The sequence below is a fragment of the Devosia litorisediminis genome (assembly GCF_018334155.1).
Lineage (GTDB): Bacteria > Pseudomonadota > Alphaproteobacteria > Rhizobiales > Devosiaceae > Devosia > Devosia litorisediminis.
Genome location: NZ_JAGXTP010000001.1, coordinates 558285 through 572730, shown reverse-complemented (window position 1 = coordinate 572730; position 14446 = coordinate 558285). Strand labels below are relative to the sequence as shown.

At 59.1% G+C, this 14446-nt stretch carries 13 protein-coding genes; 2 read left to right on the top strand and 11 right to left on the bottom strand.

Annotation, left to right across the window (positions count from 1 at the left end):
• Window position 1: 1 nt before the first annotated feature.
• The 6 genes from KD146_RS02725 to KD146_RS02700 form a co-directional block, all read right to left on the bottom strand.
• Complete coding sequence (locus KD146_RS02725) at window positions 2-394, bottom strand: response regulator (RefSeq protein ID WP_212657214.1); 393 nt, start codon at window positions 392-394, stop codon at window positions 2-4.
• 2 nt (window positions 395-396) lie between these two features.
• Window positions 397-2715 (bottom strand): PAS domain S-box protein, encoded by a 2319-nt coding sequence (locus tag KD146_RS02720; protein WP_212657213.1) that lies wholly within the window; start codon window positions 2713-2715, stop codon window positions 397-399.
• Window positions 2716-2915: 200 nt separating this feature from the next.
• On the bottom strand, window positions 2916-3101 hold the full coding sequence (locus KD146_RS02715) for a hypothetical protein (RefSeq protein WP_212657212.1): 186 nt from the start codon (window positions 3099-3101) through the stop codon (window positions 2916-2918).
• A gap of 165 nt (window positions 3102-3266) precedes the next feature.
• Window positions 3267-4544 (bottom strand): TRAP transporter large permease, encoded by a 1278-nt coding sequence (locus KD146_RS02710; RefSeq protein ID WP_212657211.1) that lies wholly within the window; start codon window positions 4542-4544, stop codon window positions 3267-3269.
• Between the two features lie 15 nt (window positions 4545-4559).
• Window positions 4560-5135, bottom strand: coding sequence for a TRAP transporter small permease (locus KD146_RS02705; RefSeq protein ID WP_212657210.1), 576 nt, complete (start codon window positions 5133-5135; stop codon window positions 4560-4562).
• A gap of 30 nt (window positions 5136-5165) precedes the next feature.
• Window positions 5166-6143 (bottom strand): sialic acid TRAP transporter substrate-binding protein SiaP, encoded by a 978-nt coding sequence (locus tag KD146_RS02700; protein ID WP_212657209.1) that lies wholly within the window; start codon window positions 6141-6143, stop codon window positions 5166-5168.
• 201 nt (window positions 6144-6344) lie between these two features.
• On the opposite strand from KD146_RS02700, the gene KD146_RS02695 reads away from it, so the two are divergent.
• A complete protein-coding gene (locus tag KD146_RS02695) occupies window positions 6345-7097 on the top strand; it encodes a GntR family transcriptional regulator (RefSeq protein WP_212657208.1) in 753 nt (250 codons plus the stop codon).
• Between the two features lie 42 nt (window positions 7098-7139).
• Here the strand turns inward: KD146_RS02695 and KD146_RS02690 are convergent, their stop codons facing one another.
• The 5 genes from KD146_RS02690 to KD146_RS02670 all read right to left on the bottom strand — a co-directional run bounded on the left by KD146_RS02690 (window position 7140) and on the right by KD146_RS02670 (window position 12847).
• Window positions 7140-8099 carry an ABC transporter permease gene (locus KD146_RS02690; protein WP_249327562.1) on the bottom strand — a complete coding sequence of 320 codons (960 nt, stop codon included), beginning with the start codon at window positions 8097-8099 and terminating at the stop codon, window positions 7140-7142.
• A gap of 8 nt (window positions 8100-8107) precedes the next feature.
• Window positions 8108-9157, bottom strand: coding sequence for an ABC transporter permease (locus tag KD146_RS02685; RefSeq protein WP_212657207.1), 1050 nt, complete (start codon window positions 9155-9157; stop codon window positions 8108-8110).
• Window positions 9154-10686 (bottom strand): sugar ABC transporter ATP-binding protein, encoded by a 1533-nt coding sequence (locus KD146_RS02680; protein WP_212657206.1) that lies wholly within the window; start codon window positions 10684-10686, stop codon window positions 9154-9156. The genes KD146_RS02685 and KD146_RS02680 overlap by 4 nt, the downstream gene beginning before the upstream one ends.
• Before the next feature lie 163 nt (window positions 10687-10849).
• Complete coding sequence (locus KD146_RS02675; RefSeq protein ID WP_212657205.1) at window positions 10850-11986, bottom strand: sugar ABC transporter substrate-binding protein; 1137 nt, start codon at window positions 11984-11986, stop codon at window positions 10850-10852.
• Window positions 11987-12097: 111 nt separating this feature from the next.
• On the bottom strand, window positions 12098-12847 hold the full coding sequence (locus KD146_RS02670) for a FadR/GntR family transcriptional regulator (protein ID WP_212657204.1): 750 nt from the start codon (window positions 12845-12847) through the stop codon (window positions 12098-12100).
• 570 nt (window positions 12848-13417) lie between these two features.
• Here KD146_RS02670 and ytfQ point away from each other — a divergent pair.
• Window positions 13418-14368: a galactofuranose ABC transporter, galactofuranose-binding protein YtfQ gene (ytfQ, locus tag KD146_RS02665; RefSeq protein ID WP_427857076.1), complete on the top strand. Its 951-nt coding sequence runs from the start codon at window positions 13418-13420 to the stop codon at window positions 14366-14368.
• Window positions 14369-14446: the final 78 nt, after the last annotated feature.

Here is a 14446-nt window from a genome sequence, read left to right as displayed (position 1 = left end):
ATCAGCCCGCTCTGTGGGCCTGCCACAGCGCCACGATCTGATCTGACAGGGTCATCGGATCGAACGGCTTGACGATCACCCCTATTGCGCCCAGCGCGCGATAGGCCTCCTGCTCATGGGTCTGCGCCTTGGCCGTCATGAAGATCACCGGGATGTCCCTGGCAGCGGGCATCTGGCTGAACTGTTCGAGAGTTTCCGGCCCGCTCATCCGCGGCATCATTACATCCATCAGGATCAGTTGCGGTGCGTAGGCGACAACACTGTCGATCGCCTTGGCTCCGCTATCGCAGTGCTTGACCGTAAAGCCCCCGAGTTCCTCAAGCGTAATCACCACCACCTGAGCAATGCTGTCATCGTCTTCAACATAGAGCAGCTTTGTGAGCGTCTCGGACACGGTCAGGCTCTCATTTTTTGGGGCGGACAGGCCGGCAGCACGAAGGTGAACACTGTGCCCACCCCTTCTTCGGTCTGGTATTCGACGACCCCGTCAAAGGCCTCGATGATCTTTTTGGTGATGTTCAGACCCAAGCCGCTGCCTTCATTGACCCGGCTTGCCGAGCCATCGGCCTGCGCGAATTTGCCAAAGATCTTGCTGCGAAACGCTTCGGGTATCCCCGGCCCATAATCGCGCACTGAAATGATCACGTTTGCGGCGGCGTCCATGGCCACCCCGATCTCGACACTATCGCCTGGCGCCGAGAATTTGGCAGCGTTGGAAAGCAGATTGACCAGCGCCTGATCGAACCGATCCTGGTCCAGATTGACGAATACCTTGGGCACCGCGAAGTCCACCGCGAAGCTGACATCATGCTTCTCGGCGAATGATTGCTGCCGCTCCACGATATCGGCAACCAGCTGGCAAACCTCAACCACTTCGAGCTGATACTCCAACTTGCCAGCCGCGATCTTCTCCATATCCAGGATGTCGTTGACCAGCCGGGACAGTCGCTGGCAATTGTCATACGACAATTGCAGCAGCTTCCGGGTCCGTTCATCGGTGGCCTTGCCGGGCATGGCCATCAGCAGCCCCAGCGATCCCTGGATCGATGTCAGTGGCGTGCGCAGCTCGTGATTGACGGTGGAGATGAATTCATCCTTCATTCTCTCCATCTGCTTGCGCTCGGAAATGTCGCGCACGATACCGCTATAGATGGTGCGGTCACCAATATTGACTTGGCTCACCGAAAGATCGAGCGGGAAAATGCTGCCGTCCTTGCGCCGCCCTTCCACCTCGCGTCCGATACCGATCACCTTGCGCTCGCCAGTGCCGTGATAATTCTTGAGATAGCCGTCATGCTCGTCGTGATAGGGCGCCGGCATCAGCATCTTGACGTTGCGACCAATGACCTCCTCGGCCTCATAGCCGAAGATGTCCTCGCAGGCCCGATTGAAGGTTTCGACATGTCCACGCGCATCAATGGTGATCAGACCATCCACGGTATTGTCGACGATAGCCGTCAGCTTGGCTTCATTGGTCGCCAGATCGCGCGCCTTCTGGTCAAACGCCCGCGCCAGATCGCCAATCTCGTCGCCGCGATCCAGTGGCAGGTTCTCCAGCGTATGGTGTCCCGCCGAATGCTTGATCTCAGCCGTCATTCTTTTCAGTGGTTCGGTAAACCAGCGCGCCACCACCAGCGAAGCGACCAGGCACCCCAGGATCAGCAGAGCTCCTGACACCAGGCTCACCGTACGCGTATCGATCGCGGCCGCCATCAACTCGTCATATGGCACTCGCGACACAACCCCTAGAAACGCCTCGGGATTTTGCGGATCTATGTTCAACCGAACAAAATAGGAAACAGCGTTATCGGTGGTGAACAGCTTCTCATTCGCGTTGGTCTGCGAAATTTCGGTAATAAAGCTGGGCGGTGACACCGAATAGGCATCGTGGAACTCGAACTTGCCAATCGTGCCGTCCTTCTTGTGCTCGAGATAGTCACCCGCGCTATTGACCACGAAGGTATTGTCCTGCGGGGCGATCTCTAGCAGCGCAGGACGCAGCATTTCAGCGTAATTGGCATTGATCACGATCATCCCGAAGACCGCGCCTTCGGGTCCGAAGACCGGCAATACGGTCCTTACCGTCGGCACCAGCGACACATCCAGCGAGCCCCGCTCGCGGTTATAGCTGACCTCGGAAAAGTGCACCGTTTTGCTCGGAGTTTGCACCCCAGCAATGAAATAGGGTTCCATCGCCTTTTGCTGCAGGTCTGGTGCCTTTACATATTCCAATCCCGCCGGCAGGCGATTGACGCGTACGAGTTCGCGGCCGAAATCAGCAACACCGATATAGCGCAGTTGAACATAGTGCGGTCGCGCCGCCATCATCGACGCAAATATGCTTCCCAGACGGGCGCTCCACGCCTCTTGCGTCGAGCCATCCAGTGGATCCAGCCCGTCATTGTCGACGCTACGCAGAATACCCTTGATCGGTGGCGTCTGCGACAGGACCTGAGCGTCGCTCTTCATCTGGTCGTAAGAGAACTTGAACCGCTGCGCCATCAGCCGGGTTTCGCCCGCCAGCTTCTGCACCGCTGTATCGAGCACAATCTTCTCGATGCGATAATAGCCGACGCCCCCCACCACCACAGCGCTGAGCAAAGCCGTGACGCAGGTCAGTGCGATGATCTTGTTCTTGAGCGAGATGAACTTGGGTCCGATGGACCAGCGCGCCGGCCGAGCTCCCGTGGCTTTGTGCGTCGCGTTTTGCTGCATCGTCCGTGACCCCCGCGATCATGCCCCCGCGCGTTTATCACAGCATCGGGCATGAGCATCCGTCTCTGTCGCGTCCGAAGTCATGATCCTCCCAAACCATGAAGTCTTTGTTACATTCTACTGCGGAACGTTATCATTGGCGTTGCCGGACCCCATGAGGCTGTCACGTGGGGTCGCAGCAGGTAAGCATCGGTGGCGATCTAGTTCCTGATATGGTCGCGATACAGTCCGAGCAGTGCCTGTCGAGAACTGGCCAACCATATGCTGACTGTCTCAAGCATTCCTGGCGGGTCGCGGTAATCCGCCAGCAGGCGCTCCGCGAGACGATAGCCTTCACGCACGATGCGACGTTCATCAAGTGGTTGGCCGGCAGATGGAACGCGCATGGCACCCTCGCAGATATGGTTGACGAAACCTTAACGCGTGTTGGCAGCGGAGTCTGAGCAAGCTCCAGTTATGGTTTACGCGGGCAGGCTGCCGCGGCGGCTGGACAGTATCTGGCCGCAAAAAGCCGCCGCAGTGACGCGGCGGCTTTTGTTTTTTCATTGGTCTCAGCGATACAACAGCGTGGGTAGCCACATGGTGATCTCGGGCACGAAGGTCAGCAGCAACAGCACAGTGACCAGCGGGATCAGAAATGGCGCCGTCGCCGTCACGCAGCGCTCAAACGGCACGTTGGCCACTTTTGAGAGCACATAGAGCACCATGCCCACCGGGGGCGTCAAAAGGCCGATCATCAGGTTCAGGATCATGATAATGCCGAAATGTACCGGATCGATGCCCAGGCTGACCGCCACCGGCAGCAGCACCGGGGTGAGAATGGTGATGGCGGCGATGGTCTCCATAAAGCAGCCAATGACCAGCACGATCAACGTGATCAACAGCAGCAGCAAGACCTTGTTGTCAGTCACCGCCAGCAGCCCCTGCGAAAAGTTCAGGGCCACCTGATTGGCGGTCAGTATCCAGGCAAAAATGGTCGATGCCGCCACGATCAGCATGATGGCCGCGGTGGTTTCCACCGTATCCATGGACACCCGCATGATCGTTTTGAAATCCAGCGTTCGATACACCACCACGCCCAGGAACATGGCATAGGCCACGGCCCCGATAGCGGCTTCGGTCGGGGTGAACAGACCACCAATAATACCGCCGATAATGATCACGGGCGTCATCAACGGCATGATGGCATGCAGCAGGCTATTGCCGAAGCGGCCCAGGTTGAAGCGCGCATCGCGCGGATAATTCCGGCGGCGGGCGAACCAGGCCACCATCAGCATCAGCGAAATGGCCATCAGCAGACCCGGCACCAGTCCGGCAGCAAACAGCTGGCCGATTGAGGTATCCGCCATCACGCCATAGATCACCAGGGGCAGCGAGGGCGGGATGATCGGGCCGATGGTCGATGAGGCCGCAGTGATACCCACGGCAAAATCGGTGTCATAGCCGGCGTCGCGCATGGCCTTGATTTCGATATTGCCCAGCCCGCCGGCATCGGCCACAGCCGCCCCAGACATGCCCGCAAAAATCACGCTGGCGCCGACATTGACGTGGCCCAGACCGCCATGCATCCAGCCCACGGTCGCGCGGGCAAAGGCAAAGATGCGCGAGGTGATCCCCGCGCTGTTCATCAGATTGCCCGCCAGAATAAAGAACGGCACCGCGATCAGCGGAAACGAGTTGATACCATTGACCATATTGGCCAGCACGATCATCGGCGGCAGGCCGTTAAAGGTCACAAATACCAGCGACGACAGGGCCAGCGAAACAGCCACCGGCACACCCACCAGCATCAGCACGAACAGCATCAGGATCATCATCAGGATGGTCATTGCAAATGTTCCAGATCAGTCGGTGTTCAGGGAAGCATCAAAATTGGCGATGATCTGCGCAGGCGTGCTGTGCCATTTGCGCCAGAGCCAGATCGCCGAATAGACCGTCATCAGGCCCAGCGCGACCACGCAGACGGTGTAGATCCAGGCCTTGGGAATGGGCACCGTAACCATTTTCTGCTTGGTCTTGAGGATCAGCTCATAGCCGATCCAGGTCATGCTGGCGAAAAAGCCCAGTGTAATCGCCTCGGCGGTCACGGCCATGGCTTTGGAAATGCGGGGCGGCATCTTTCGGATCACGAACTCAAGCATGATGTGCGAGCCGCGCCGGACGACACTTATGGAGCCCAAAAAACACAGCAGCACCAACAGATAGCGTGCGGCTTCTTCGGTCCAGGCCAGCGAGTCATTGAGCACATAGCGGGTGAAGAATTGTAGAAACACCACGATGGCCAGGACCCAAAAGACCAGGATGCCGGGGGCATCGATCCAGCGCAGATCGGCGATGGAGACTTCCTGGTCTTCAAACAGGATCGGCTCGGGCGCGCCATCAGCGCGCCCAGCCTCGGTTTGTTGTTTGTCCTCGTTCAAATTGGCCTCCCCCTCACCAATTGCGCAGTATTACTGAGCCAGCGCCTGCATGCGCTCGAACTGTTCCATGGTGTAAGGCACCTTGGATGGATCGGTGATGATGGGCATCAGCGCGTCCTGGAACGCCTGCTTGTCCACCTCATTGATGGTGATGCCTTCGTCGACAAACCACTGCACCAGATCAACCTCGGACTGACGGATTTCTTCGGAGCTCTTGGCTGTCGCTTCCTGCAGCACAGCACGGACAGTCTCGGCGTCGTCGCCGATCTGATCCATGGCCGAAGCGGCGATCACGATGATCAGCGAATTGCCGATATGGCCGGTCAGATTGATGTTGGACTGCACTTCATAGAACTTCTTGAACTGGATGGTCGGCAGGGGGTTTTCCTGCGCATCCACCACGCCCTGCTGCAGTGCCAGATAGACTTCTGCGAAGGCGATTGGCGTCGGATTGGCGCCAACGGCATTGGGGAACATCAGCATGAGTGGCGAATCCGGCACGCGGATTTTTAGACCCTTCATGTCTTCAGGCTTGGTGATCGGGAAGTTCGACGTCACGTGGCGATAGCCATACCAGGTGATGGCCATGACCGTATTGCCGGTGGCGTCGAGATAGCCAGCCGACAGATCCTTGAACAGATCGCTGTCGCGATAGGCTGCCCAGTGATCGTAATTCTTGAGCATGAAAGGATAGTCGGAGATGGCGATCGGGCCGTAATCGCGCTCGGCGAAGTTCGGGCCGGTATAAATCATGTCGACCGAGCCAATGCCCAGGCCTTCATTGATATCGGATTCATTGCCCAGCGAGGATGCGGGGAAAATAGTGATATTGACCCGGCCATCGGTCTTGGCCTTGATCTCGTCAGCGGCCCAGACAGCCCATTTGTGATAGGACGAGCCTTCTTCATAAACGTGCGCCCAGCGCAAATCAGCGGCCAGTGCACCGCTCATGGCGACGCCCATAATGCCTGCAGCCACAGCAATGCTGCGAATGGTCTTGCCAAACATAGTCTTCCTCCCTTTTGGACCAAGCCGGGTCGTTGCCCGCCGGCCACAATTCAATTACCTTGTATACAAGCTAATGTTGTTAAGGGTTATAGCACTTGCACCCGGCACGCAAGGCAGGGATGGCCGAACCGGCCAGGGGTGTGCGACATGCCACCGGCAAAACGTCCCGGGCAATGAAGGGGAACGGCACACCGCCGCAGTATGAAGAAGCCTCGCAAGCCGCGCGCGCCGAACACCGCTCCGCCAGTACTGGCCGAACGGCGTCCCCGCCCCCGCCAGAAAAACTCTGAAATCATCTATGCCGATCTGCGCGCTGCCATCAGTGGCCTGGATCTGCCCCCCGGCACCGCCCTGTCCGAGCAGGATCTGGCCCAGCGCTACGGTGTCAGCCGCACCCCGGTGCGCGAGGCCATTTTGCGGCTAAGCGAAGAGGGGCTGGTCGATGTCGTCCCCCAGTCGGGCACCTTCGTCTCGCGCATTCGGCTCTCTTTGGTACGCGAAGCGATGATGGCGCGGCGCGCCCTCGAAGCCGCCACTGTTCGGGCAGCGACCGCACAGGCGAACCCGCAATACTTCGCCCAGCTCGAGATCAATCTGACCGAGCAGCAGCGCCATGCCGACGCCGGTGACATCAAGGCTTTCCACCACGCCGATGAAGCCTTCCACGCCGCCTTTGCCCAGATCGGCAAATACCCCAGCCTGTGGACACTGATCCAGCAGGTCAAAGTCCATATCGATCGCTATCGCTGGCTCACCCTGCCTCAGCAAGGGCGCATGTTGCTCGTGGTGCAGGAGCACGGCGCCATTGTCGCGGCAATGTCCAGGGGCGACGCTGATACCGCCGTGGCACTGATGGACGAGCACCTCAGCAAGCTCAAACCCGACATGGAGGCATTCCGCACCCTGTGGCCGCACTATTTCATCGAAGACCTCGACGAAGCCGACCTGTCCTGAACCCTGCGGGCGTCCTCTGCATAGAGGGGGTTTTCTGACAGCCTAGGAAACGACCTTCTGGCCCCGGCCATACACCAGCAACATGCCGACGATCACCGAGCCATAGATCACCTGCCGGCCGGCCTCGGGCATCTGCATGATCGAGAGCACCGAGTTGAGCAGTACGATCAGCACAACGCCGATAATCGTGCCGGTATAACGCCCCTGCCCGCCCAGAATGCGGGTACCACCCAGCACCACCGCCGCGATTGACGGCAACAGAAACGCATTGCCCATTCCCTGATAGGCCTTGGCCGAATATCCGGCCAGCAACACCCCGGCCAGCGCCGCGCATACCCCCGAAATCACGAAGGCGCCGATGATCACCCATCGCGTATTGATGCCCGACAGATAGGCGGCGGCTTCACGATTGCCCGTGGCATAAACCGATCGCCCAAAGCTGGTACGCTTCAGAATAAAGGCGATCACGACCGAAACCAGCGCCCACACGAAGATCGCCACGGGAATGCCCAGAACCTTGTCGGCAGCCAGAAACCGCATCAGCGGCGTGGCCTGATCGGGCGGCGCAAAGCCGCCGGTATGGGCCACCATCAGGCCGCGCAGAACCGAGTCGATGCCCAGCGTGAAGATCATTGATGGAATGCGCAGATAGGCCACACCGATGCCATTGGCCAGCCCCACCGCAACGCCTACGCCGATCGCGGTTGGTATCGCCAGATCGCCACCGACAGTGGTCGCCATCATCGCCGCCGCGGTCAGTGTCCACGGTATGCTCAGATCGATATGGCCCAGCAGAATGACCATCATCATGCCGGCCGCCACAATACCGAGAAACGCACCGGTCTGCAGTTGTTGCAGCATGTAATTGGGCGATAGCAGCGGCGCCGTACCCTGAGTCATTAACGTGTAGACCGTGCCAACCAGCAGGATGACGACAATGAAACCAGAGGCAATGACCGATGGCCTGCTGTCTGGGCTTATGCGCGAGAAAAGAGACTGCAAGATATCACCTATCGAAAGAGGTCGAGGCGGTTTTTGACCCGCAGCGTTCTGATGGCGCCCAGACTGACAGCGGCGAGCAGAACGATACCCTCCACCAGCGGCTGCAGCAGCGGATCAATGGAAACGATGCGGAAGTAGAACGAAATCACGCGCAGGATGAGTGCGCCGACCAGTGAACCGATGGCGCTGCCCACGCCCCCCATCAGCGACGTGCCACCCAGCACCACCGCCGCAATCGAGTTCAGCGTATAGGTGCCCGCCTGAGTGATATCGGCATTGCCCGACGAGGTCTGAATGGCCAGATAAAGCCCGCCACAGGCTGCAAAGAACCCGCCCAGCGTGAACGCAGCGATCTTGGCGCGGTTGAGCGGCAGGCCCGACATGAAGGCAGCGCCTTCCGATGAGCCGATGGCATAGACCGTGCGCCCGGTCACCGAGCGACGAAACGGTATCCAGGTGGCCGCCGCGATACCGAACAGAAAGATGAAAGGCACCGGGATCCAGGCCAGCGGTTGAAACCAGCCCGCATCCGGATCAAACAGCTTATAGGTGTCGACAAAATCCCACAGCGAATTGGTCATCGCCCAGTTCAGGTCACTATCGACATTCCCACCCGGATTGGGCCGGATGAACAGCGCCAGCCCCATCGCGATCGCCCCGGTCGCCAGCGTGGCGATAATTGGCTGCAAACGCCCATAGACAATGATCAGCCCGTTCATCAGGCCGAAGGCAGCGCCTGACATCAGCGTGATGACCATCCCCAGCATGATCTGAGCCGGCGAACCATGCACCAGTTCGGAGGCAATGCACGCCGCCAGCGTCATCACGGCGCCGACCGACAGATCAAGCCCGCCCAGCAACACCGGCAATGTCTGCGCCATGGCCACAAACGCGATGGCCACAACTTCATTGGCATTTTGCACCAGCACCGCCGTGGAGAAGCCGCGCGGATGCATGAAATTATAGGTGATATAGAGAACCGACAGCAGGATCAGGGCGCCAAAGAAGCCTCGGTTCTGGCGGACATTGGCAGCCAGGGCGCGGGTGAAATCGCTCATGCTGCGGCTCCCGTATCAATGTTGAGGGCAGCGGCAACAATGGCCTCTTCGGTGATTGCCTCTCCGCGCAACTCCGTCAGAATGGCGCCGTCATACATCACCGCCACACGGTCACAGCACCCGATCAGTTCGGCATAGTCGGTTGAGTAGAACAGGATCGCCTTGCCCGCATCGGCGAGGTCACGCATCAACTTGTAGATTTCCTGCTTGGTCCCGACATCGATGCCCCGCGTCGGGTCATTGAGCAGGATGATGTCCGGATCGGTCATCAGCCACTTGGCGATCACCACCTTTTGCTGATTGCCGCCCGACAGCGTGGCCACCGCGTCTTTGGATTGGCCGATCTTGATCTGCAGCTTGGAGACGCCGTCAGCCACGGCCTGTCTCTCAAGCGCGGGATTGATGAACGGGCCGCTGGAGATCTTGTCATAGGAAGCCGCCAGCAGATTGTCGGCAATCGACATTGGCAGCATCAGCCCTTCGGTCTTGCGATCTTCGGGCACCAGCGCAATGCGGGCCTGCCCCGATTTCGATGCGGCGGGTGAGTTGGGAATATCGATACTCCCGCCAGCGTTCACCGTGCCCTGCACGCCGCGCAGCACACCGAACAGCGCCAGCAGCAATTCCTTTTGTCCCTGACCATCCAGCCCGCCAAGCCCAACGATCTCGCCAGCACCGACGCTCAGGTTCACCCCATTCAGCCGGTTTTCCCATTTGAGCTCTTCAATGCTCAGGCACGGCGCATGCTCTTTGGCGGCAGGCTTGGGCGGAAACTGCGCCTCGACATCGCGTCCGATCATCAAGCACACGATATCACGATCAGACTTCGCGCCTTTGGCAAAGGTCTCGACATGGCTGCCATTGCGGAACACCGAAAGCGTGTCACACAGCGCTTCCACCTCGTTCATGCGATGAGAGATAAACAGGCTCGCAACATTGTCTGCCTTGAGCTCCGCCAGCAGGTCATAGACCGTTTGAACATCGCGACTGGTCAGTGCCGATGTGGCCTCATCAAGGATCAGCACCTGGGGATTTTTGCCCAGCGCCTTGGCGATCTCCACCATCTGGCGCCGCGACAGGCTGAGATCGCGCACCAGCGCGTTGGGATCAACATCCTCACACTTGATGCGGGCCAGTAGCGCTTCGGCGCGACGCCGCTGCGCGCGAGCATCGATCATGCCGAAGCGCCGGGGAGGATCGGAGATCGAAATATTGTCGGCCACACTCAGATCAGGAACCAGCGACAATTCCTGGAAGATGCAGACCACCCCCGCTCTTGCCGCTTCGGACGGCGAAGCAAAATGAACTGCATTGCCGTTGACCAGCAAACGGCCGGTATCGGGCCGCAGCACGCCCGACATGATCTTGATCAGGGTCGATTTACCCGCACCATTCTCCCCCAGAATGGCGTGCGTACTGCCCCTGCGGCAGGCAAAATCGACACCTTCCAGCGCCCGCGCGCCCGAGAAGTATTTCGATACGCCACTCAATTGTACGATGGGCTGGTCAAACTGGTCACTGGACGTCAATGCGCGCTCCCATTTCCCGGCTGCGACAGGCGGCCGGAACGGTAGATGAGACTGGTCTCGGCTGGCGGCGACAATCGCTTGCCGCTCGTGAGGTGAAGGCAGCGCCAAACGCTGCCTTCACCCGGGATACCCGCGCGCCCTGTTTGGCTGACGGGAGCAACAACTAGGTCGCGTCTGCTTCGCTCTGCGCCATGATCGACGGGCCGGTAATGTTCACGCCACAGGCCGGGAACTCGTTCACCGTGAAGAAATTGTCGGGCAGATCCGACCAATAGTTCACGCCATCCTCGAGCTCATCATAGGTTGCCACAGGCAAGGGCACCGAAATCAGCTGTGGCATCACATTGCCTTCCAGCGCCGACACCGCTGCCTTCATCGCAATGGCAACAAGACCTGGCGACTGGCCAATCGAGATACCCTTAAGCCCTTCGGCCGAGTGCTCGGCCATCAGCTTGCGGAAGCCATTTTCGGACTCGCCAGCAACTGGCACCATCGGGTGCCCAGCATCCAGCATCGCCTGAACCACGCCCGTTGTCCCGCCTTGAGCCAGAATGGCGTCAAAGCTGCCGTGGACAGCGATGGCGTCGGCCACGACCTTCTGAGCGGTCCCATCGTCCCAGTTACCAACAACCGAGACGCGCTCCCAGTCACCACCGGACTCATCCAGAACGGCGTTGATGCCGATAGAACGGTCCCGGTCCACAGAATTGCCGGCCAGCCCGCGCACTTCAAGCACCTTGCCCGAAGTCTTGCCGTCCTCGGCGAGTTGATCGAGGACAAACTGCGCCCAGGTCCGGCCCATCGCCAGCTGGTCCTCATTGATCTGCATCACCGCGTCGGTATCGAGCACATTGTCGAACGGGACGATCACGACGTCCTGTCGGTCGGCAAGCTTGATTACCCGGTCAAAGCCCTCGGGAGACACCGCGATCGTCACGATGGCGTCAAAGCCCTGGTTGATGAAGTCCTCAATCGCGCCCAACTGGGTGGCCGCATCCGTCCCGGTCGAGACAACCTTGAATTCAGCCAGCTTGTCCTTCATCGACGGATCTTCTGCAAAGGCCTTGGCGGTCTTGATCATCTGGATGCGCCAGCCATTGCCGACAAAGCCATTCACGATGGCGACCTTGTAGGGGCCCTGCTTGGCTGGCCACTGGAAAAAGCTTGTCTCCGCGTCCCAGGGCGCAAAGCAGCCCGGATCAACGCCCGGACCGGCCACAACCGCTGGCGCCGCCACCGATGCGCTTGTCGACAGCATCAAGCTGGTCACACTCGCGGCGATAAATGTATTGAGTTTCATAGGTTCCTCCCTTGGTGCCTGAGTGCACCTTGTGTTGACGCCACCTGAGGTGGTCATCAAACCTGTCTTGCCGTGTTGCCTCCCCGCACCACGGCAGATTGCTCCGCGCCCCTAGGCGCTGAAATGCCTGAAGCCCGCTTCCAAATGCGTTTTCATCTTGTACTGGTAGGCAGTGCCGTCCCGCTTCTCGAGCGCATCCACGATCTCGTTGTGCTCTTCAAACGTCGCGGTCGAGAAGGTGTGCCGGGTCTTGCCGCGCAGCATGATGCGCAGGATCACTGGCTTCATGATTTTGTACACGTCCAGCATGGCCTTGTTGTCCATGATCTGGATCAGCCGCGTATGAAACCGGAAGTCAGCTTCGGACGCATCCAGCGCCAGTTCGGCCTTCTTCAGCTCTTCATTGGCAGCCCGCAATGCCGCGATATCGGCCGCATTGACCTTCTCGAACAGCAGATCGACCGAGGACACTTCGAGCAGACCGCGAAAGCCCTGAATATCGGCGAACGTGTCGCGCGACACTTCCAGCGTATTGAATGAGAACAGGTCGAGCGCGCGCTCCATCCGGTCATCAATGATCGTTGCACCCACTTTGGGGCGCACCGACACGATGCCGTAGGCTTTGAGAATGCGCATCGCCTCGCGCACCGTATTGCGGCTTGAGGAGAAACGCTCGCACAGCTCGCGCTCTGTTGGCAGATTGTCGCCAACACCCAGCCCCTCACTCGAAATCAGACCGCGAATATTGAGCACCATCTCGTCCACCGCGGAGTGGGACGAGGAGCGGATGACGGCATCGGACACGCCGCTGGCCGTGGCGTCCCTGTCGGCGGCATTGGCATTGCTCTTTGATGCACTCACGCACGTCGCTCCTATTTGTTGGACAAATAGATAAATTACTCCCGATTAAGAGTCAAATTCCTTCATATTCTCGCGAATTTCAGCGTTTTTGATATTCTTGGACCAACGAATAGAGGAAATTCGGCGCAATCTGCCATCTTGGCCCTGGAGGTGATTGATTGATCCGCGGTCCAGAAATTGAGCCGCATCTGTCTTTTGCGACGTTGGCGACAGGTGCCGCGCGCCTTCGCCCCGCGGACCCGGCTTTGCGGTAAAGGCCCCTTCGCTCTGAGGGCCAGCAGCGACAAATTCAGGGGTAACGGTTCAGAAAAATTTGAGACACCCACACCATCTCGCTACCGACCAGCCCGTCAAACCTGGCCTGGTTCATGTGGATTTCCTGCCTCTTTTCAACGAGTTAATCGACCAACACTTGGTCTAGCCCGACCTGGAAGCTACCCGCGGGCACTGGCCTCGATTCCATCTTTACATATAATAGTACTTTATATAGCGTCCTTTCATCGCCGCAGGTGAACACACCGCTGCGATCATTTTTGGGAGGACATCGTGAACATCATTTCCAAGCTTGCCATCGCGGCAAGCCTCGCTACCGCTTTGACATCTGTCGCCATCGCTCAGGACAATCTGAACGGCCTCACTGTCGGCTTCAGCCAGATCGGCTCGGAATCGGGTTGGCGCGCTGCCGAGACCTCGGTCACCAAGCAGCAGGCCGAAGAGCGCGGCATTGATCTCAAATTTGCCGACGCACAACAGAAGCAGGAAAACCAGATCAAGGCGATCCGCGGCTTCATTGCCCAGGGCGTTGATGCCATCATGGTTGCGCCGGTCGTGGCCACCGGCTGGGACGACGTGCTGACTGAAGCCAAGGAAGCCGAAATCCCCGTCATTCTGCTCGATCGCGGCGTGGACGCGCCTGAAGATCTCTATCTCACCTCGGTTGCATCAGATCAGATCAAGGAAGGTCGCGTTGCTGGCCAGTGGCTGGTCGATGCGGTGGGCGACGCCGACTGTAAGGTCGTCGAGTTGCAGGGAACCGTGGGCTCCACCCCGGCCATCAATCGCAAGCAGGGCTTTGAAGAAGCGCTCGCCGGTCATGACAATCTGACCATCGCCCGCAGCCAGACCGGCGACTTTACCCGTTCCAAGGGCAAGGAAGTCATGGAAGGCTTCATCAAGGCTGAAAACGGTGGCGCCGATATCTGCGCCGTCTATGCCCACAATGATGACATGGCTGTTGGCGCCATTCAGGCGATCAAGGACGCCGGCCTCAAGCCCGGCACCGATATCAAGGTCGTCTCGATTGACGCCGTTCCAGATATCTTCGCTGCCATGGTTGCTGGTGAAGCCAACGCCACTGTTGAGCTGACACCCAACATGGCCGGACCCGCTTTTGATGCCCTCTCTGCCTATCTTGCCGATGGCACGGCGCCCGAGAAGTTCATCATCACCGAGTCCAAGCTCTACACCCCTGCCGACAACCCACAGGGTGAATATGACACCCGCAAGGGTCTGGGCTACTAATCAGACCTGACACATCTGTCCCGCCGGCTCACGCTGGCGGGACTTGCTTCGCGACACAGCCGGAACGGCGGCGCGAGA

Coding starts and splice junctions, on each gene's coding strand:
- KD146_RS02720 (WP_212657213.1), bottom strand. CDS start 2,715: ATGCAGCAAAACGCGACGCACAAAGCCACGGGAGCTCGGCCGGCGCGC.
- KD146_RS02715 (WP_212657212.1), bottom strand. CDS start 3,101: ATGCGCGTTCCATCTGCCGGCCAACCACTTGATGAACGTCGCATCGTG.
- KD146_RS02710 (WP_212657211.1), bottom strand. CDS start 4,544: ATGACCATCCTGATGATGATCCTGATGCTGTTCGTGCTGATGCTGGTG.
- KD146_RS02700 (WP_212657209.1), bottom strand. CDS start 6,143: ATGTTTGGCAAGACCATTCGCAGCATTGCTGTGGCTGCAGGCATTATG.
- KD146_RS02695 (WP_212657208.1), top strand. CDS start 6,345: ATGAAGAAGCCTCGCAAGCCGCGCGCGCCGAACACCGCTCCGCCAGTA.
- KD146_RS02685 (WP_212657207.1), bottom strand. CDS start 9,157: ATGAGCGATTTCACCCGCGCCCTGGCTGCCAATGTCCGCCAGAACCGA.
- KD146_RS02675 (WP_212657205.1), bottom strand. CDS start 11,986: ATGAAACTCAATACATTTATCGCCGCGAGTGTGACCAGCTTGATGCTG.